The sequence below is a fragment of the Paraburkholderia antibiotica genome (assembly GCF_012927125.1).
Classification (GTDB): domain Bacteria; phylum Pseudomonadota; class Gammaproteobacteria; order Burkholderiales; family Burkholderiaceae; genus Paraburkholderia; species Paraburkholderia antibiotica.
Genome location: NZ_JABBFZ010000024.1, coordinates 50,820 through 67,820, shown reverse-complemented (window position 1 = coordinate 67,820; position 17,001 = coordinate 50,820). Strand labels below are relative to the sequence as shown.

16 protein-coding genes are annotated in these 17,001 nt (G+C 62.7%); 11 read left to right on the top strand and 5 right to left on the bottom strand.

Translation table 11 applies throughout. The features are described from left to right. Window positions 1–2 precede the first annotated feature (2 nt). The 9 genes from HHL14_RS28295 to HHL14_RS28255 all read left to right on the top strand — a co-directional run bounded on the left by HHL14_RS28295 (window position 3) and on the right by HHL14_RS28255 (window position 8,868). Complete coding sequence (locus tag HHL14_RS28295; protein WP_329601744.1) at window positions 3–545, top strand: MarR family winged helix-turn-helix transcriptional regulator; 543 nt, start codon at window positions 3–5, stop codon at window positions 543–545. Between the two features lie 48 nt (window positions 546–593). Further along, on the top strand, window positions 594–1,445 hold the full coding sequence (locus tag HHL14_RS28290) for an enoyl-CoA hydratase family protein (RefSeq protein ID WP_169500901.1): 852 nt from the start codon (window positions 594–596) through the stop codon (window positions 1,443–1,445). 28 nt (window positions 1,446–1,473) lie between these two features. Next, on the top strand, window positions 1,474–2,658 hold the full coding sequence (locus HHL14_RS28285; protein WP_407945316.1) for an acyl-CoA dehydrogenase family protein: 1,185 nt from the start codon (window positions 1,474–1,476) through the stop codon (window positions 2,656–2,658). Then, a complete protein-coding gene (locus HHL14_RS28280; protein ID WP_169500899.1) occupies window positions 2,655–3,098 on the top strand; it encodes an acyl-CoA thioesterase in 444 nt (147 codons plus the stop codon). The genes HHL14_RS28285 and HHL14_RS28280 overlap by 4 nt, the downstream gene beginning before the upstream one ends. Beyond that, the gene (locus HHL14_RS28275) at window positions 3,095–3,490 is read left to right on the top strand and encodes a RidA family protein (protein ID WP_169500898.1); all 396 of its coding nucleotides are present in this window, start codon (window positions 3,095–3,097) and stop codon (window positions 3,488–3,490) included. Before HHL14_RS28280 ends, HHL14_RS28275 begins: the two co-directional genes overlap by 4 nt. Window positions 3,491–3,608: 118 nt before the next feature. Next, window positions 3,609–5,249, top strand: coding sequence for an AMP-binding protein (locus tag HHL14_RS28270; protein WP_169500923.1), 1,641 nt, complete (start codon window positions 3,609–3,611; stop codon window positions 5,247–5,249). Window positions 5,250–5,287: 38 nt separating this feature from the next. Beyond that, window positions 5,288–6,511, top strand: coding sequence for a dienelactone hydrolase family protein (locus HHL14_RS28265; protein WP_169500897.1), 1,224 nt, complete (start codon window positions 5,288–5,290; stop codon window positions 6,509–6,511). 2 nt (window positions 6,512–6,513) lie between these two features. Beyond that, window positions 6,514–7,197: a glutathione S-transferase gene (locus tag HHL14_RS28260; protein WP_169500896.1), complete on the top strand. Its 684-nt coding sequence runs from the start codon at window positions 6,514–6,516 to the stop codon at window positions 7,195–7,197. 180 nt (window positions 7,198–7,377) lie between these two features. Further along, window positions 7,378–8,868, top strand: coding sequence for an MFS transporter (locus tag HHL14_RS28255; protein WP_169500895.1), 1,491 nt, complete (start codon window positions 7,378–7,380; stop codon window positions 8,866–8,868). Between the two features lie 80 nt (window positions 8,869–8,948). On the opposite strand, the gene HHL14_RS28250 is transcribed toward HHL14_RS28255, so the two are convergent. The 4 genes from HHL14_RS28250 to HHL14_RS28235 form a co-directional block, all read right to left on the bottom strand. After that, entirely contained in the window at window positions 8,949–9,857 is a 909-nt protein-coding gene (locus HHL14_RS28250) for a hypothetical protein (RefSeq protein ID WP_169500894.1), read from the bottom strand. Window positions 9,858–9,875: 18 nt separating this feature from the next. Then, window positions 9,876–10,292 carry a hypothetical protein gene (locus HHL14_RS28245; protein WP_206002562.1) on the bottom strand — a complete coding sequence of 139 codons (417 nt, stop codon included), beginning with the start codon at window positions 10,290–10,292 and terminating at the stop codon, window positions 9,876–9,878. Window positions 10,293–10,539: 247 nt separating this feature from the next. Further along, a complete protein-coding gene (locus HHL14_RS28240; protein WP_169500893.1) occupies window positions 10,540–10,941 on the bottom strand; it encodes a hypothetical protein in 402 nt (133 codons plus the stop codon). A 202-nt stretch (window positions 10,942–11,143) separates the two neighbouring features. Then, window positions 11,144–12,016, bottom strand: coding sequence for an AraC family transcriptional regulator (locus HHL14_RS28235; RefSeq protein WP_169500892.1), 873 nt, complete (start codon window positions 12,014–12,016; stop codon window positions 11,144–11,146). A gap of 153 nt (window positions 12,017–12,169) precedes the next feature. Between HHL14_RS28235 and HHL14_RS28230 the strand changes: the two genes are divergently transcribed. After that, window positions 12,170–12,553 carry a hypothetical protein gene (locus HHL14_RS28230; RefSeq protein WP_169500891.1) on the top strand — a complete coding sequence of 128 codons (384 nt, stop codon included), beginning with the start codon at window positions 12,170–12,172 and terminating at the stop codon, window positions 12,551–12,553. Between the two features lie 109 nt (window positions 12,554–12,662). Here HHL14_RS28230 and HHL14_RS28225 read toward each other — a convergent pair whose 3' ends face one another. Further along, window positions 12,663–15,107, bottom strand: a complete 2,445-nt coding sequence (locus HHL14_RS28225; RefSeq protein ID WP_169500890.1) for a glucose/quinate/shikimate family membrane-bound PQQ-dependent dehydrogenase — start codon at window positions 15,105–15,107, stop codon at window positions 12,663–12,665. A 608-nt stretch (window positions 15,108–15,715) separates the two neighbouring features. Here HHL14_RS28225 and HHL14_RS28220 point away from each other — a divergent pair. Further along, the gene (locus tag HHL14_RS28220; protein WP_169500889.1) at window positions 15,716–16,966 is read left to right on the top strand and encodes an IS256 family transposase; all 1,251 of its coding nucleotides are present in this window, start codon (window positions 15,716–15,718) and stop codon (window positions 16,964–16,966) included. Window positions 16,967–17,001: the final 35 nt, after the last annotated feature.

Below are 17,001 nucleotides of genomic sequence, written 5' to 3'. Positions count from 1 at the left end.
GCATCCGCAAATCGACGGCGACGGCCGAATCGAAACCGCCTCGCCCCAGCAGCGGCCGAACCGCGGAGAACGTCGTGGACCTCGAAATGAGTACCGGCGCGGACAGTCACATGGGTCTGCGTCTGTGGCTGCGCATGCTGACCACGACGAACCTCGTGCAGGCCGAATTGCGCAAACGTCTGCGCATCGAATTCGACACCACGTTGCCGCGTTTCGATCTGATGGCGCAACTCGAACGTCATCCCGAAGGACTGAAGATGACCGAGCTGTCGCGCCGCATGATGGTGACGGGCGGCAACGTCACCGGCATCACGGATCAGCTGGAAAAAGAAGGGCTCGTCGCGCGCGACACCGATCCGAACGATCGCCGCTCGATCAGCGTGTGCCTCACACCGTCCGGCCGCGAAGCGTTCGACAAGATGGCGGTCGCGCACGAGCAATGGGTCGTCGAGATGTTCGGCGGCCTGAGCCTCGACGAAAAAATGCACACGCATCAGGACCTCGGCAAGCTCAAGCAGCATCTGCTCGACAGCCTGAAGGGCTGACGCGCGCCGAAACCAATCTGAACCGTTCAGAACCGCTGGAGACACGCAATGACACGATCCAACGCCGACGCGCTGCTGGCCGGCAACCGCCTGACGCTCGCAGGCTACGAGGCGAAGCACTTCGGCTGGTCGATGACCGGCAAGGTCGCGACGATCACGCTGAACCGCCCCGAGCGCAAGAACCCGCTGACCTTCGAATCGTATGCGGAGCTACGCGACCTGTTCCGCAACCTCGTCTATGCGACCGACGTGAAGGCCGTGGTGCTGCACGGCGCCGGCGAAAACTTCTGCTCCGGCGGCGACGTGCACGACATCATCGCGCCGCTGATCGATCTGCCGATGCCCGAACTGCTGCTGTTCACGCGCATGACCGGCGACCTCGTCAAGGCGATGCGCCACTGCCCGCAGCCGATCATCGCAGCCGTCGACGGTGTCTGCGCGGGCGCCGGTGCAATCCTCGCGATGGCCTCCGATCTGCGCATCGCCACCGCGCGCAGCAAGCTCGCATTCCTGTTCACGCGCGTCGGTCTCGCCGGCTGCGATATGGGCGCCTGCGCGATGCTGCCGCGCATCATCGGTCAGGGACGCGCCGCCGAGCTGCTGTTCACCGGCCGCTCGGCGAGCGGCGACGAAGGCCACGCGTGGGGCTTCTACAACCGCCTGTGCGAGCCGGCCGCGTTGCTCGAGGAAGCCCACAAGCTCGCCGCCGATCTCGCGTCCGGCCCGACCTTCGCGCACGGCATGACGAAGAAGATGCTGCACCAGGAATGGAGCATGAGCATCGACGAAGCGATCGAATCCGAAGCCCAGGCGCAGGCGATCTGCATGGGCACGCGCGACTTCGAGCGCGCGTACAACGCGTTCGCGGCAAAGACGCGTCCCGTGTTCGAAGGAGACTGAGTTGAGCGCCGACCGTCAGAACGATCAGATGGACCTGCACAGCCCGCTTGCGTGGCCGTTTTTCGAGCCGCGCCATCGCGAACTCGCGAAGGGCATCGACCAATGGTGCCGCGCGCAACTCGGCCACGAAGAGCACGGCGACACCGATGCGACCTGCCGTCTGCTGGTGCGCGAACTCGGCGCGGCGGGCTGGTTGAAATACGGCGTCGGCGGTGTCGCGTACGGCGGCCACGGCGACACGATCGACACGCGCGCGGTCTGCCTGCTGCGCGAAACGCTCGCGCGCTATTCGGGCCTCGCCGATTTCGCGCTGGCGATGCAAGGGCTCGGCTCGGGCGCGATCTCGCTCGCCGGCACGCATGATCAGAAATCGCGCTATCTGCCGCGCGTCGCAAGCGGCATGGCGATCGCCGCATTCGCGCTGTCGGAACCGCAAGCGGGTTCGGACGTCGCGGCGATGTCGCTCGCGGCACGCGACGAAGGCGACCACTACGCGCTCGACGGCGAGAAGACGTGGATTTCGAACGGCGGCATCGCGGACTTCTACGTGGTGTTCGCACGCACCGGCGAAGCGCCGGGCGCGCGCGGCATCAGCGCGTTCATCGTGGACGCCGATACGCCGGGCTTCGACATCGCCGAGCGCATCGACGTGATCGCACCGCATCCGCTCGCGCGTTTGCGCTTCACGAACGCGCGCGTGCCGAAGAGCCAGATGCTCGGCGCGCCCGGTGAAGGCTTCAAGATCGCAATGCGCACGCTCGATATTTTCCGCACGTCGGTCGCGGCGGCATCGCTCGGCTTTGCGCGTCACGCGATGGCCGAGGGCCTGGAGCGTGCGGCGTCGCGCAAGATGTTCGGCCAGACGCTCGGCGACTTCCAGCTGACGCAGGCGAAGCTCGCGCAGATGGCGCTGACCATCGACAGCAGCGCGCTGCTCGTCTATCGCGCGGCATGGCTGCGCGACCAGGGCGAAAACGTCACACGCGAAGCGGCGATGGCGAAATGGCACGCGAGCGAAGGCGCGCAGCAGGTGATCGACGCGGCCGTGCAGCTCTACGGCGGCATGGGCGTGCAAAGCGGCAACGCGGTCGAGCTGCTGTACCGCGAGATTCGCGCGCTGCGCATCTACGAGGGCGCGACCGAAGTGCAGCAGTTGATCGTCGGGCGCGATCTGTTGAAGGCGTATGCCGCCGCGAACGGGAACGCGCAATGAGCACGTCGTTCGAGCGACCCGTACGCATCCGCTTCTCGCACTGCGATCCGGCGGGCATCGTGTACTTCCCGCAGTACCTCGTGATGACCAACGTGCTGGTCGAAGACTGGTTTTACGAGGGCCTGCGCATCGACTACGCGCAGATGATCGGCGCGCGCCGCACCGGCCTGCCGATCGTCAAGCTCGACTGCGAATTCGCGCGACCGAGCCGGCTCGGCGAAACGATCCTGCTCACGCTCGACGTCGAGCGCATCGGCCGCAGTTCGATCGACATCGAGATTCACGGTCACTGCGACGGCGAAACGCGGTTTCGCGCGAAACAGGTGCTCGTGTTCATGTCGTTCGACAGCGGCAAATCGATCGATATTCCCAGCGACATCGCGAGCGCGCTCGCGGCGTACGCTCCATCGTCCCCCTCCATCGAGGCGCATCGCTCATGAAAAAAGCTCTCCTTCCGGCCAGCTGGATCAAACCGCGCGGCTATGCGAACGGCGTCGCGGCAACCGGCACCCAGGTGTTCATCGCCGGTCAGATCGGCTGGGACGAACAGGCGCAATTCCATACCGACGACTTCGCGCAGCAGTCCGAGCAGGCGCTGAAAAATCTGCTCGCCGTGCTGCGCGAGGCGGGCGGCAAGCCCGAGCATCTGGTGCGGCTCACGTGGTACGTGACCGACAAGCGCGAGTACCTCGCGTCGCTGAAGGACATCGGCCGCGCGTTTCGCGAGCTGATCGGCGACTACGACATCGCGATGAGCGCGGTGCAGGTCGTCGCACTGATGGAAGACCGCGCGAAGGTCGAGATCGAAGCGACCGCGGTGATTCCGCACTGAATGCCGTAGCGCGCCACGCACCTTGCACTGAACGTTTCAGGCCTCACCAAGACACACACGCACACACCCTTACACCGAAGCAGGCGCAATTCCGGCTCAACGCCCCCGGGAGACCATGATGGAACCGTCAGCACACGTCGATACCTTCGCGCGCGACAACCTGCCGCCGCAGGATCAATGGCCCGTCTTTCTGCTCGACAATCCGGATGTCGCGTATCCGCCGCGGCTGAATTGCGCCACCGAACTGCTGGAGCGGACCATCGAGGCCGGACATCGCGACCGGCCCGCGATCTGGTCCGACGTGGACGGCAAGCTGCAAGCCACCACATACGGCGAGCTGCTCGCGCTAGTCAACCGTAGCGCACACGTGCTCGTCGACGAAATGGGTTTGCGGCCCGGCAATCGCGTGTTGCTGCGCGGACCGAACACATTGCAGATGGCCGTGACGATGCTCGCGGCGCTGAAAGCCGGCCTCGTGGTCGTGCCGACGATGCCGCTGCTGCGCGCGAAGGAGCTGAAGCAGATCGTCGAGAAGGCGCAGATCAGCGCCGCGCTATGCGACGCGCGCCTGCTCGACGAACTGGCGCGCTGCACCGATCCGCAGGACGAGTTCTACTGCGCGCGGCTGCAGCAAACGCTGCGCTTTCACGACGATGCGGCCGATTCGCTCGACACGCTCGCCGTCAACAAGCCGGACCATTTCACCGCGTGCGATACCGCCGCCGACGACGTCTGCCTGATCGCCTTCACGAGCGGTACGACCGGCGCGCCGAAGGGCTGCATGCATTTCCATCGCGACGTGATCGCGATGTGCGACCTGTTCCCGCGCCACGTGCTGAAGCCCTCCGCGGACGATGTGTTTTGCGGCACGCCGCCGCTCGCGTTCACGTTCGGGCTCGGCGGCATGCTGTGCTTTCCGCTGCGCGTCGGCGCGTCGACGGTGCTGATCGAAAGGCTCACGCCGAAAAGCCTGCTCGAAGTGATCGAGCGGTTTCACGTGAGCATCGTATTCACCGCGCCGACTTTCTATCGGCAGATGGCGCCGCTCATCGCGCAGCACGACGTGTCGTCGCTGAAGAAAAGCGTGTCGGCCGGCGAGGCGTTGCCCGATTCGACGCGACGCCTATGGCGCGACGCGAGCGGCATCGACATGATCGACGGCATCGGTGGCACCGAACTGATCCACATCTTCATTTCGTCGCAAGGCGCGGAGATTCGCCAGAACGCGATCGGCCGCGCGGTACCCGGCTACGAGGTACAGGCGGTCGACGACGACATGCGGCCAGTGCCGCCCGGCACGATCGGCAAGCTCGCGGTGCGCGGCCCGACCGGCTGCCGCTATCTGGCTGACGAGCGTCAACTGCGCTTCGTGCGCGACGGCTGGAATCTGCCGGGCGACTCGGTCTATCTCGACGCCGACGGCTACGTGTTCTACCAGGCGCGCGCCGACGACATGATCGTCTCGGCCGGCTACAACATCTCCGGCCCTGAAGTGGAAAGCGTGCTGTTACAACACGAGGCGGTGGCCGAATGCGGCGTGATCGGCGTACCCGACGAAACGCGCGGACAGATCGTGCGGGCCTTCGTCGTGGTGAATCCCGGCTACACCGCCGACGACAAACTGGTCGCGCAACTCCAGGATTTCGTGAAGAATAACGTGGCGCCTTATAAATATCCCCGCGTCATCACCTTCGTCGGCGCGTTGCCGCGCACCGAAACCGGCAAGCTCAAACGTTTCGAGTTGCGCATGATGACGTAACGCACTTCGCAGCGCTGAGGCTGCATGGAGACAACTGCATGGCCGGCTCTTTCATCGAAGTCGTCGCCCAGGATGGCGGCCGTTTCAACGCTTACGTCGCACGTCCCGCGCAAGGCTCGGGCCCCGGGCTCGTGCTGCTGCAGGAAATCTTCGGCGTCAACGACTCGATGAAGGCGACCGCCGAGCGCTACGCCGAAGAAGGCTACGTGGTGCTCGTGCCCGACCTGTTCTGGCGCATCAAGCCCGGCATCGAGCTCGGCTACGGCGAGGCCGATATGCAGCAGGCGCTCGGCTATCTGAACCAGTTCGACGCCGATCTCGCGGTCCAGGACATCGCCGCCACCATCGCGACGCTGCGCGCGATGCCCGAACAGGCCGGCAAGGTCGGCACCGTCGGCTATTGCCTCGGCGGCAAGCTCGCGTTTCTGAGCGCGGCGCGCACCGATGTCGATTGCGCGGTCAGCTACTACGGCGTGGGCCTCGAAGCGCTGCTCGACGAAGTGCGCTCGATTCGCTGCCCGATGGTGTTCCACTTCCCCGAGAACGACGCGCACTGCCCACCGGAAACGCGCGAGCGCATCGGCGCCGCGTTGCGCATGCGCCCGCAGATCGAGCAATACGTGTACCCCGGCTGCGATCACGCGTTCGCCGCGCCGCAACGCAAGCAGTACGACAAGCCCGCCGCGATGATGGCGTACTCGCGCACGCTCGCGCTGCTGCGCAAGGTGCTCGGACCGGTCTACGATCTGAACGCGCTGTGGGAAGCGCACTGCTATCACGAGTTCGCGACGCGCGACGTCGACGCGGTCATGCCAACGATGGTCGCCGAGCCCTACGTCAACCACGTGCCGACAATGACGGGCGGCGTCGGCCACGACCGCCTCAAGCGCTTCTACACGCATCACTTCGTCCATTCGAATCCGCCGGACACGAAGCTGATTCCGATCTCGCGCACAATCGGCTCGGATCGCGTCGTCGACGAATTCATTTTCGGCTGCACGCATAGCTGCGAAATCGACTGGCTGCTGCCGGGCGTCGCACCGACCGGCAAGTATTTCGAAGTGCCGATGCTTGCGGTGGTGTGCTTTCGCGGCGACAAGCTCTACAACGAGCACATCTATTGGGATCAGGCGTCGGTGCTCGTGCAGGTCGGGCTGCTCGATCCCAAGGGCCTGCCGGTTGCGGGGATCGAAAGCGCGCGCAAGCTGCTCGACGAGACCTTGCCGTCGAATACGCTGATGGGCAGTAAATCGAAGGTCTGAGCATGCTCACCGTCCATCATCTGAACAACTCGCGCTCGCAGCGCGTGCTGTGGCTGCTCGAAGAACTCGGCGTACCGTACGAGATCCAGCGCTACGAACGCGACCCGAAGACGATGCTCGCGCCGCCCGAGTTGCGCGCCGTGCATCCGCTCGGCAAGTCCCCCGTCATCACCGACGACGGGCTGACGATCGCCGAGTCCGGCGCGATCGTCGAATACCTGGTCGAGCGCTACGGCGCCGGACGTTTCGCGCCGCCGCCGGGCACGCCGGAGCGTCTGCGCTACACGTACTGGCTGCATTACGCGGAAGGCTCGGCGATGCCGCCGCTGCTGCTGAAGCTGGTTGCACAGCGAATCGGCAGCGCGCCGATGCCGTTCTTCGCGAAGCCGATCGCGCGCAAAATCGCCTCGACGCTGCAGGCGAGTTTCGTCGATCCGCAATTGCGGCTGCATTTCGGCTACATCGACAAGGAACTCGGCAAGACCGGCTGGTTCGCCGGCAACGACTTCACCGCCGCCGACGTGCAGATGAGTTTTCCGCTCGAAGCGGCCAGCGCGCGCGGCAGTAGCGACGCGCAATCGCAATGGCCGGCGATCGCGGCGTTTCTGCAGCGCATTCACGCGCGGCCCGCCTATCAGCGCGCGCTCGAACGCGGCGGCAAGTACGAGATTCTCGGCGGCGATTGATCGAGATTGACGCACAGCGGCGCGTTGCATTGCAGCGCGCCGCCCGCCCTGGATTTCGTAGTTGGACCCGAAATACGCGGGTGCTAGACTCGAAAGCCGATCGTCGGTCATGGCCGGAATGTGCCGAATTGCCTGTTCCGGCCGCCCCGATCCGACGCCTCGCGGCACAGGAGCGCCCGCATGACCCATTCCCTTCACGGCAAGCAGCGCTGGCTCGCGCTGATCGTGCTATGTCTCGGTGTACTGATGATCGTGCTCGACACGACGATCGTCAACGTCGCGCTGCCGTCGATCGCCGCCGATCTCGGCTTCAGCGAAACCTCGCTCGTGTGGGTCGTCAACGCGTACATGCTGACGTTCGGCGGTTGCCTGCTGCTCGGCGGCAGGCTCGGCGACCTGTATGGCCATCGACGCCTGTTTCTCGGCGGCATCACGTTGTTCACGCTGGCGTCGCTGGCCTGCGGACTCGCGAACACGCAGATCCTGCTGATCGCCGCGCGCGCGGTGCAGGGACTCGGCGGCGCGATCGTCTCGGCGGTGTCGCTATCGCTGATCATGAATCTGTTCACCGAACCGGGCGAGCGCGCGAAGGCAATGGGCGTGTACGGCTTCGTATGCGCGGGCGGCGGCAGCATCGGCGTACTGCTCGGCGGACTGCTGACGAACCTGCTCAGCTGGCACTGGATCTTCCTCGTCAACCTGCCGATCGGTATCGCCGTGTACGCACTCTGTCTCGCGTTGCTGCCGGCCGCGCGCGGACACGCGCACGGCGAACGGCTCGACGTGGCCGGCGCGCTCAGCGTGACCGCGTCGTTGATGCTCGCGGTCTATGCGGTCGTCAACGGCAACGAGGCGGGTTGGACCTCGCTGCAGACGCTCGGCCTGCTCGCCGCGGCGCTCGGGTTGCTCGCGCTGTTCCTGCTGATCGAGGCACGCGTCGCGCATCCGCTGATGCCGCTCGGACTCCTGCGTCTGCGCAATGTCGCGACGGCGAACGTGGTCGGCGTGTTGTGGGCAGCCGCGATGTTCGCGTGGTTTTTCATTTCGGCGCTGTATCTGCAGCGTGTGCTCGGCTATCGGCCCTTGCAGGTCGGGCTCGCGTTCCTGCCCGCGAATCTGATCATGGCCTTCTTTTCGCTGGGGCTATCGGCGCGCGTGGTGATGCGTTTCGGACTGCGTCGACCGCTCGCGGCGGGTCTGCTGCTGGCGGCGTGCGGACTTGCGCTGTTCGCGCGTGCGCCCGTCGACGGCAGCTTCGTCGCCGACGTGCTGCCAGGCATGATCCTGCTCGGGTGTGGTGCGGGCATCGCGTTCAATCCGCTGCTGCTGGCCGCGATGAGCGACGTCGATCCGGGCGATTCGGGCCTTGCATCGGGGATCGTCAACACCTCGTTCATGATGGGCGGCGCGCTGGGGCTCGCGGTGCTCGCGAGTCTGGCGGCCGCGCGTAGCGAAGCGATGGCGGCCACGACGGATGCGGTGGCGGCGCTCAATAGCGGATATCACGTCGCGTTTCTGTTCGGGGCGATTTTTGCGGTGGTGGCCGGCGTGCTGGGTGGGTTGATGTTGCGGCCGGGGGTGGCGGGGGGTGCGATGAGCGCGCGCGAGGAAACGTCGGATGCGGTGGAATCGGGTTCGACTTCGAATTCTTCGGCGACTGAGAACTACTGAGTCAGTCGCCGTCATTCGACGTTGGCTTCTTTCGCGATTGCCGACGAATGAGCGGGAGCGGCCAACGGCCGCTCATAGATTTATTGCAGAAATGAATTGTCGCAAAGTCGCTCGCCGAGTCGCCTCATTTCTTCTATTTGCGCTTTTGCCTTGCTTGCATAAACGAGCGTCGCGCCACGACAAAAGGTAAATGGCCAATCATCCGGATGTCGTGCCTCGGAACCTATACCGCACACGCTGTTTTCGAACAGGATGCCCCATTGCCCTTTGGCAAACTGACTCGTCAGGAATGCGTTGTTGTCTTTAATGAACCGACTCAACGACTCATTGCAGATCGCCTGAAAATCATCGACACGCGGACCGATCTGTAGCTCGCCAGCCGGATTGAGCGCGTCCGTCACTTTGATCGCGGCAAGGCCTTTACTCCGGGAAGAGCCGTCGGCCTGAAGTCTGCGGTCCAGTTGTTTGCAGGCCTCGCGGGTTCGGGTAAGAAGCTTTTCCTTCGATTTGACCCGTTTGCACTCGACATAGATCTTCCGGTTTTCGAAGTGAGCGACCAGATCCGCTATGCCCGTCAGATCCACATGACATCCCGCGTGGAGGAATCGTGCAGCGACGGACAGCTCGAAGACGAAATCTCGCGATGGGTCGTTTGCGACATTCCACTGGTAAGCCTGTCCGCCCGCGGCCTTTTTCAACTGCGCGAGAAAGTCTTCCGAATCCGTGTCTCGCAGAGCAGCCTTGATGCGAATCAGGTCCCCCGCTTCCCGCAATGCGTGGACTAATTCATGCAGCGCCTTTTCCTCGTCTGGCGTCTTATTGGACTCGAGATACTTGCCAATAGTGTTGGCGTAGGATGCAAACCGGTTTCCGGGCAAGAAGATTCCCAGGGACCTGAGCCATTCGCACGCATCGTCTAATTTTTGCGCGACCTCGTGGCTACTGCCTGCGACGATCTCGAACGGAAGGAGCTCCAGAGTTCCTGTCATGCCGCGGTGCTCGTCCACTTATTGGCTAGCGACGGCACCCGCCAGGTGTCCAATCCCGTCCGCCGTCTGTACGCCGACGTTCCTGGCCACCACCCCCAACCCGCCCACCACTGTCACGCCCGTATCCGCCACCTCGAACTCCGTTCCCGCGACGGTGACCGTCCCCTTGATATGGTCGCTGCCGGAGAGCGCGCCAAAGAGTATCCGGGCCGCGACAGGCCGCGTCTTGAACTCGGTGACGTGAAGCACGACGGGAGTACCCGACGCCGTGACCGGCACGCCGATCTTTGCCATCTCGGCATGAAAGGAACCGAGAAGATCCGACTTCGCTTCCGCGGAAATATCGAACGGTCCCGTATCGATCTGCAATTCGCTGACGCCGCCGCCAAGAGCCACGGTGGCATCGTGTGCACGCTCGGCGGGGAGAGGGTTCATGGTTGGCGAACCCGCGCACGCGGAGAGAAGGAAAGCGCAGAGAACTGAAAGCGATGCTAAACGCATTTTTTATTTTCCCGATCTGTTGGTTAGATAATTGTTAATCGATAGATGTGTTGTCAGCACGGGTTGCTATTTTTCTATCGCCCGCATTATCTGCTATCGGTCGCTTTGAAGCAGTTCTTTAATTTTTTCATGCCTCTGATTTTCATTGAAAATGCCATGCCTATGCATGGCATCTCACAAGTCATGGCACGTCACACTTCTGTTTTGAATCTATCGTCGACAACGGCCTGAAATGCTCGCCATCCTCATAATTGGTCGACACGTAGCCATCCCGCTTACGGATCTTCATGAAGAACAACGCAGGCGCCAAACCGGGATCGCCACCGCACTCAGGCGAATGCTTTTCGTGAACGCCAACCATGAAATAGCCTGGATGGTCCGATACGTCGAATAACAGGCATTTCGTTTTGTTAGTCGACAAGCGACACGTTCGGGTGATATCAGCGGCCCTATTCGCTGCTGCATCGATTGTCGAGATGGAATGGCCAGCGGCCCATGCACTGGTGCCGATCGACAGGAGGATTGCAGCCACAGCCGCAATTCGCGCTTTCATCCGTTGTCCATTAGCTTTATCGAATGTCATACCGGTCGAGCTCGTGTGCTTTGATGATGCTTTTCAGCGAAGCAAGACGAAAACTAGGATTGTCTTTTTGGCACGAATAGCTCCTTGTTCACCCTTGGCAAGTACGAACAAATTAGAGCCCTTCACAGCCGTTAGCTATAGGATCAGGATGAAACTCGTCGCGTAGATGGCAGCACATCCATCTACGTCACCACCCCATCACTCACACCAACGGAATAAAAATATCCGTCTGCCACTGCTCCAACGGCGTCTCCGGATAAACGCTCAGGTACTGGAAAAACAGCGGATGATCCCGCAATTCCTCGCCACTTGAAGGCAGCCAGTCGCGATAGATCGGATAGATCGTCTCGCCGATGTGGTCGGTCGATCCGGTGTGCCGAACCACCGCGCACCGACCGCCCGGAATCACGAGTTCGCGCACGCCGTCAGTATTCGGCGCGACCGCTTCGTCGATCTCTCCACAAATATCGAAGCGGAATTCCTCCGCCGGCAGCGTATCCGGATTACCGCGCGGGATACCGAAAGTTCTGCTCGACGACACCGGCGACTGTCCGCTTTGCATACGCCAGTCGATGAACTTGCGCACGCTTTCATTGACGAGTCCCGGCGCCCCACGGTGTTCGAGCGCGGCAACGCGCGTCTCAGCGAAATCGACGATTTGCACTTGCATGGTCAGTTTCCTCGAAAGATAGGGAACAACGAAATTCGCACTCCAGACATGCCACTTCGGATGCCGTCGAAACGCGCTCGGCGCCGCGCCGAATACTCGCTTGAACGCGCGACTGAACGCTTCGGGACTGTCGAAGCCCGCGTCGAACGCGGCGTCGAGCACCGAGCACGATGCCTGCGACGCCAGCCGACGGGCCGCGCGACGCAAACGCATCAGTTGCACGTAGCGCGCGACCGGCACGCCGACATAGCCGGCAAACTGTCGATGAAAATGAAACTTCGAGAAGTTTGCGATGCGGCTCAGCGCGTCGATCGACAGATCGCCCTCGAGATTCGCATCGATATAGGCGAGGACGGCATCGAAACGCTTCGCATAGGCGGTAATGGCGTCGGTATTGGCTTGCATGGTCTGGGCTGTGCGAGTTCCGCTATGGTCGCCGAAGTTGGGCCTATCGTACCTAGCCGCGCTTGCTCGATCACCGACCGACATAACCACCGGGTGCGGCGAATTTGCATAAACTTGTCGTCACTCCTGTTCGCCTCGTGAGATTTTCCGCCGATGCCCTCCTCGATCAGCAATTCCCTACTCTGGATCCTCGACGCGTTCGAACGCGATCCGACCTACGTGCGCCGACGGATGTTCGGTAGCGACGCCGCGTATATCGACGGCCTGTTGTGTCTGATTGCCGCCGATCGCGCGAAGCCGTGGAATGGACTGCTGGTGTGCACGTCGCGGGAGCAACACGCGGCGCTCATCGCCGATGTGCCGGCGTTACGGCCGCATCCGGTGCTGGGGAAATGGCTTTATGTGCCGCAGGAGGACCCTGCGTTCGAGGACACGGTCGAGAAAATGACAGCGCTTGTGCTGGCTCGCGATCCGCGAGTGGGTGTCGAGCCGAAGCCGCGCAAACGGCGGAGTAAATCGGTGTTGCCGGAGGATTGACGCGCGGGAGCGGCGCTGCTTCTTTGCCGACTCCCGACGCGGATTTTACGTTGCGATGCGAGGACGAAACAGCGTCGTCCTCGCATCGCAAGCATGCTTTACCGATGACTTATTGCGGCAACGCGTAAGCAATCACGTAGTCGCCGAGCTTCGTGCCGAACGAGCCGTGACCGCCGGCCGCAATCACCACGAACTGACGGCCGTTGACCGAATAGCTCATCGGCGTGGCCTGGCCGCCGGCGGGCAGACGTGCCTGCCACAGCAGTTGGCCGTTATTCACGTCGAAGCCGCGGATGTAGTTATCGGCAGTCGCGCCGATAAACGCCACGCCGCCGGCCGTAACGATCGGACCGCCGAGCATCGGCATCCCCATCCTGAACGGCAACGGAATCGGTGAGCTATCCCGCACTGTGCCGATGCGCTGCTTCCACACGATCTGATTGGTCTTCAGATCGATTGCCGAGATAAAGCCCCAGGCCGGTTGCTTGCACGGCAGACCGAACGGCGACAGGAACGGATTCAGCGTCACGCCGAACGGCACGCCGTATTGCGGCTGAATTCCGGTTTCCGTGCCCGAACCCTTCGCGCCTTCTTCCGGTTGAATCGGATTGCCCGGCCCGCGCGGAATCAGACGCGAAACGAACGGCAGCGCAATCGGATTGGCGATGGCAATCTGACGATCCGTATCGACCGCGATGCCGCCCCACTCGAACATGCCGAGGTTGCCCGGGAAGACCAGCGTGCCCTGCTCCGACGGCGGCGTGAACGTGCCTTCGTAGCGCAGCTTGTGGAACATGATCCGGCACACGAGCTGGTCGTACATCGTGGCGCCCCACATGTCGGCGTCGGTCAGGTCCTTCGACGGCCGGAACGTCAGCCCCGAGAACGGCTGGGTCGGAGAAACGTGATCGCCGGCCGCCGCACCCTGCGGCACCGGACGCTCAGGCGCCGGCACCACCGGTGCACCCGTGCGTCGATCGAGCACGAACAGGTTGCCGGTCTTGGCCGGTGCATACACGACCGGCACGGTATTGCCCTTGACGTCGGTGATGTCCGCGAGCGTCGGCTGCGCGGGCAGGTCCATGTCCCACAGATCGTGGTGGACCGTCTGATAGAACCACGCGAGCTTACCCGTCGATGCGTGCAGCGCCAGCAGGCCGCTCGCGAAACGCTCCTGTTCCGCCGTCCGGTTGCCGCCCCAGATGTCCGGCGTGGTCACGCCCATCGGCAGATAGACGAGGTCGAGCTTCGGATCGTAAGCGGCGGGCGCCCACGAGTTCGGCGACGCGATCGTGAAGTGACCACCAGCAGGCGGATACTGATTCGGATCCTTCGCGCCCGGGTCGAACACCCACTTCAGTTCGCCGGAGCGCACGTCGAAGCCACGAATCACGCCCGACGGTTCGCGCGTCGAGTAGTTGTCCTCGACCGCACCCGCGACGACGATCACGTCGTTCGTGATGATCGGCGGCGAGGTCGGCTCGTACATGCCCGGCGTCGTCACCGGCTGCTGATGCTGGAGGTCGAGGTCGCCTGCGTTGGCGAAGCCCTTGCACAGCTCGCCGGTTTCCGCGTCGAGCGCGTACAGATGGCCGTCGTTGACCGGCAGATAGATGCGGCGCATGCAGGCCCCGGCGGCCGCGGAAGTCAAAGCCGGCGCGGATGCGGGTTGCTGATCCGGCGCGGCAGCCGATGCGGCCGACGCGTTATCCGCCGTCGGCGCGGTAGCGGTAGCGCTCGCCGAAAGATCGACGTACGACACGCCGCGGCACGTCACGTGCTGGAACGACGGGTCCGGCTTCAGCTTCGGATCGAACTTCCACTTCAGCTTGCCGGTCTGCGCATCCAGCGCCCAGAGGATCTGGTGCGGCGAGCACAGGAACAGCGTCTCGCCGATCTTGATCGGCGTAACTTCGTTCGTAATTTCGACGGGATCGTTCGGGCCTTTGTTGTCGCCGGTGCGGAAGGTCCATGCGACCTGCAGATCCTTGACGTTGGCCGTCGTGATCTGGGTCAGCGGCGCATAGCGGGTGCCGGCCTGGGTACGCGCGTAGGCCGGCCAGTCGGCGGCGCTATCGCCGGTTTCCGCGGGGCCTGCCGTCGCGGCGGCAAAGCTGCCGTTGACCGTTTGCGGGTCATGGAAGTGTGCGTAGGTCAGCACGCCCGCCCAGACCGCCAATGCAACGACGAGCGAACCCATACCGAGCTTGCGTGCGCCTTCCATCCGCCAACTGACGAACAGCAAAAGCCACACGCCGAAGATAACCAGCACGCCGGAGCGCGGCGCGAGCGCCCAGAAGTCGGAACCCGACTCCCACAGCGCCCACGCTGCGGTCGCCACCATCACGAGTGCATAAAGCACGAGCGCAGCGGACTTGCGACGATAAAGCAGCCATGTCACTACCGCGAGCACGAGGCCCGTAATCAGGTAGTACCACGACCCGCCTATTGCAATCAGCCATGCTCCACCGATCACCAGATACAACGAGGTGAGCGCGAGAAACACGAGACTGATTGCGCCGATAACCGGGCACCAACCAGGTTGTCTCGACATAATGATCTTCCATCCTTGATAAAGAAACGCGCGTAGGTTAGCAGAACGTGGGCCAGGTCTGCCCTGAGCAATGCAGGCAGCGAATGCGGTGCTGCCGGTCGATGCCACTGGTTATTGCCGCTAGTTATTGCGTGTTGCTGCTGGTGAAGGAATTAGCGAGAAACTGTGGTTTTGCCGCGATACCCCGATGACAGGGCGGATGCGTTGCTGCGAGGGTGAATACGGTTGGCGGGCGAGTTTTTGCCCGTGGTCTGATTGTTTTATTCCGCGGGACTGCGTGTGTCAAGTTTGACCTGACACCGTTGTATGTGGGTCTTTGTTATGAACGGTGAATAAAGTTGTCGTGGGTGTTGAGGTTGACGTCGCTTTTTGTCGCTAGCTGGCTTTGCCCGACTCGCATTTCAAACTAATTCGATCTGCTTGCGTGGTGTGACCCGGTGAGCGGTAGTTGACGCCGCTGACGAGTTCGTCTTTTCTTCGTCGCGGATAGCGGCAGCATTACTACATATCAATGACACAAGTGTTATCACGATGTCGAGTTGAGCCACCTGGCGAGGGCCTGTCAGTAATTTCGTGTTCAAGGCATATGATGCTCTCCAGGAGAACATATGCCTCGCAAACCGAAGACCCCGCCGGCAGACCTGCCGGCGATTCCCGCCGAACTGCTTGAACAGTTCGGCAACGGCCCGATGACGGCCGAAGCCATCAATGCCGCGACGCCGGCGTTGAAGAAGGCCCTGATCGAGCAGGCGCTGGGTGGAGAGATGAACCATCATCTCGGCTACGCGCCCGGCGCTGTCAAGCCCGCCACCGTCACCAACCAGCGCAATGGCACGGGCGCCAAGACGGTCCTAACTGAAGACGGGCCGGTCCGCATCGAGGTGCCACGCGATCGCGACGGCAGCTTCGAACCGTTGCTCATCCCTAAACATGAGCGGCGCTTCACGGGCTTTGACGACAAGATCGTTGCCATGTACGCGCGGGGCATGACCGTACGCGAGATTCAGGGCTTCCTGCTGGAGCAATACGGCACCGAGGTCTCACCCGACTTCATCAGCTCGGTCACCGACGAGGTCATGGCCGAAGTGACCGCATGGCAGGCCCGGCCGCTTGAACCGATGTATCCGGTCGTGTTCTTCGATGCCTTGCGGGTCAAAATCCGCGAAGACGCCGTGGTGCGCAACAAGGCGATCTACCTTGCGCTGGGCATTCTGCCCGACGGCACACGCGATATTCTGGGGCTGTGGATCGAGAGCACCGAAGGCGCGAAGTTCTGGATGAAGGTGTTCAATGACCTCAGGACACGCGGCGTCAACGATATCCTGATCGCCGTAACCGATGGTCTCAAAGGCATGCCCGAGGCACTGTCGGCCGTGTTTCCGGCGACCACATTGCAGACCTGCATCGTTCACCTGATCCGCAACAGCCTGGACTACGCGAGCTGGAAAGACCGCAAGGGGCTGGCGGCAGCGATTCGCCCAATCTACTCCGCTGTCAGCGCTGAAGCGGCTCAGGCACAGCTCGATGAATTTGCCGACGGACCATGGGGACAGAAATTCCCACCGGTCAGCACGGCGTGGCGCAAAGCGTGGGATCGCGTGATTCCGTTCTTCGCCTTTCCGCCGGCAGTTCGCAAAGTTATATACACCACGAACGCCATTGAAAATATCAACTCGCAGCTGCGCAAGATCATCAAAACCCGAGGACACTTCCCAACCGACGAGGCGGCCACGAAACTCATCTGGCTGGCACTGCGCAATATCACAGCCGATTGGGGACGTGCCGCTCATGACTGGAAGGCGGCCATGAACCAGTTCGCCATCCTCTACGAAGACCGATTCACTCGATCAACCGTGTGAATCTCAACCCGCCTTGAACACGGAAATTCTGACAC

Bases quoted from the DNA above. Each gene is read 5' to 3' on its own strand.
- HHL14_RS28290 (WP_169500901.1), top strand. From the start codon at position 594: ATGACACGATCCAACGCCGACGCGCTGCTGGCCGGCAACCGCCTGACG.
- HHL14_RS28285 (WP_407945316.1), top strand. From the start codon at position 1,474: ATGGACCTGCACAGCCCGCTTGCGTGGCCGTTTTTCGAGCCGCGCCAT.
- HHL14_RS28280 (WP_169500899.1), top strand. From the start codon at position 2,655: ATGAGCACGTCGTTCGAGCGACCCGTACGCATCCGCTTCTCGCACTGC.
- HHL14_RS28275 (WP_169500898.1), top strand. From the start codon at position 3,095: ATGAAAAAAGCTCTCCTTCCGGCCAGCTGGATCAAACCGCGCGGCTAT.
- HHL14_RS28270 (WP_169500923.1), top strand. From the start codon at position 3,609: ATGGAACCGTCAGCACACGTCGATACCTTCGCGCGCGACAACCTGCCG.
- HHL14_RS28265 (WP_169500897.1), top strand. From the start codon at position 5,288: ATGGCCGGCTCTTTCATCGAAGTCGTCGCCCAGGATGGCGGCCGTTTC.
- HHL14_RS28260 (WP_169500896.1), top strand. From the start codon at position 6,514: ATGCTCACCGTCCATCATCTGAACAACTCGCGCTCGCAGCGCGTGCTG.
- HHL14_RS28255 (WP_169500895.1), top strand. From the start codon at position 7,378: ATGACCCATTCCCTTCACGGCAAGCAGCGCTGGCTCGCGCTGATCGTG.
- HHL14_RS28250 (WP_169500894.1), bottom strand. From the start codon at position 9,857: ATGACAGGAACTCTGGAGCTCCTTCCGTTCGAGATCGTCGCAGGCAGT.
- HHL14_RS28245 (WP_206002562.1), bottom strand. From the start codon at position 10,292: ATGAACCCTCTCCCCGCCGAGCGTGCACACGATGCCACCGTGGCTCTT.
- HHL14_RS28240 (WP_169500893.1), bottom strand. From the start codon at position 10,941: ATGACATTCGATAAAGCTAATGGACAACGGATGAAAGCGCGAATTGCG.
- HHL14_RS28235 (WP_169500892.1), bottom strand. From the start codon at position 12,016: ATGCAAGCCAATACCGACGCCATTACCGCCTATGCGAAGCGTTTCGAT.
- HHL14_RS28230 (WP_169500891.1), top strand. From the start codon at position 12,170: ATGCCCTCCTCGATCAGCAATTCCCTACTCTGGATCCTCGACGCGTTC.
- HHL14_RS28225 (WP_169500890.1), bottom strand. From the start codon at position 15,107: ATGTCGAGACAACCTGGTTGGTGCCCGGTTATCGGCGCAATCAGTCTC.
- HHL14_RS28220 (WP_169500889.1), top strand. From the start codon at position 15,716: ATGCCTCGCAAACCGAAGACCCCGCCGGCAGACCTGCCGGCGATTCCC.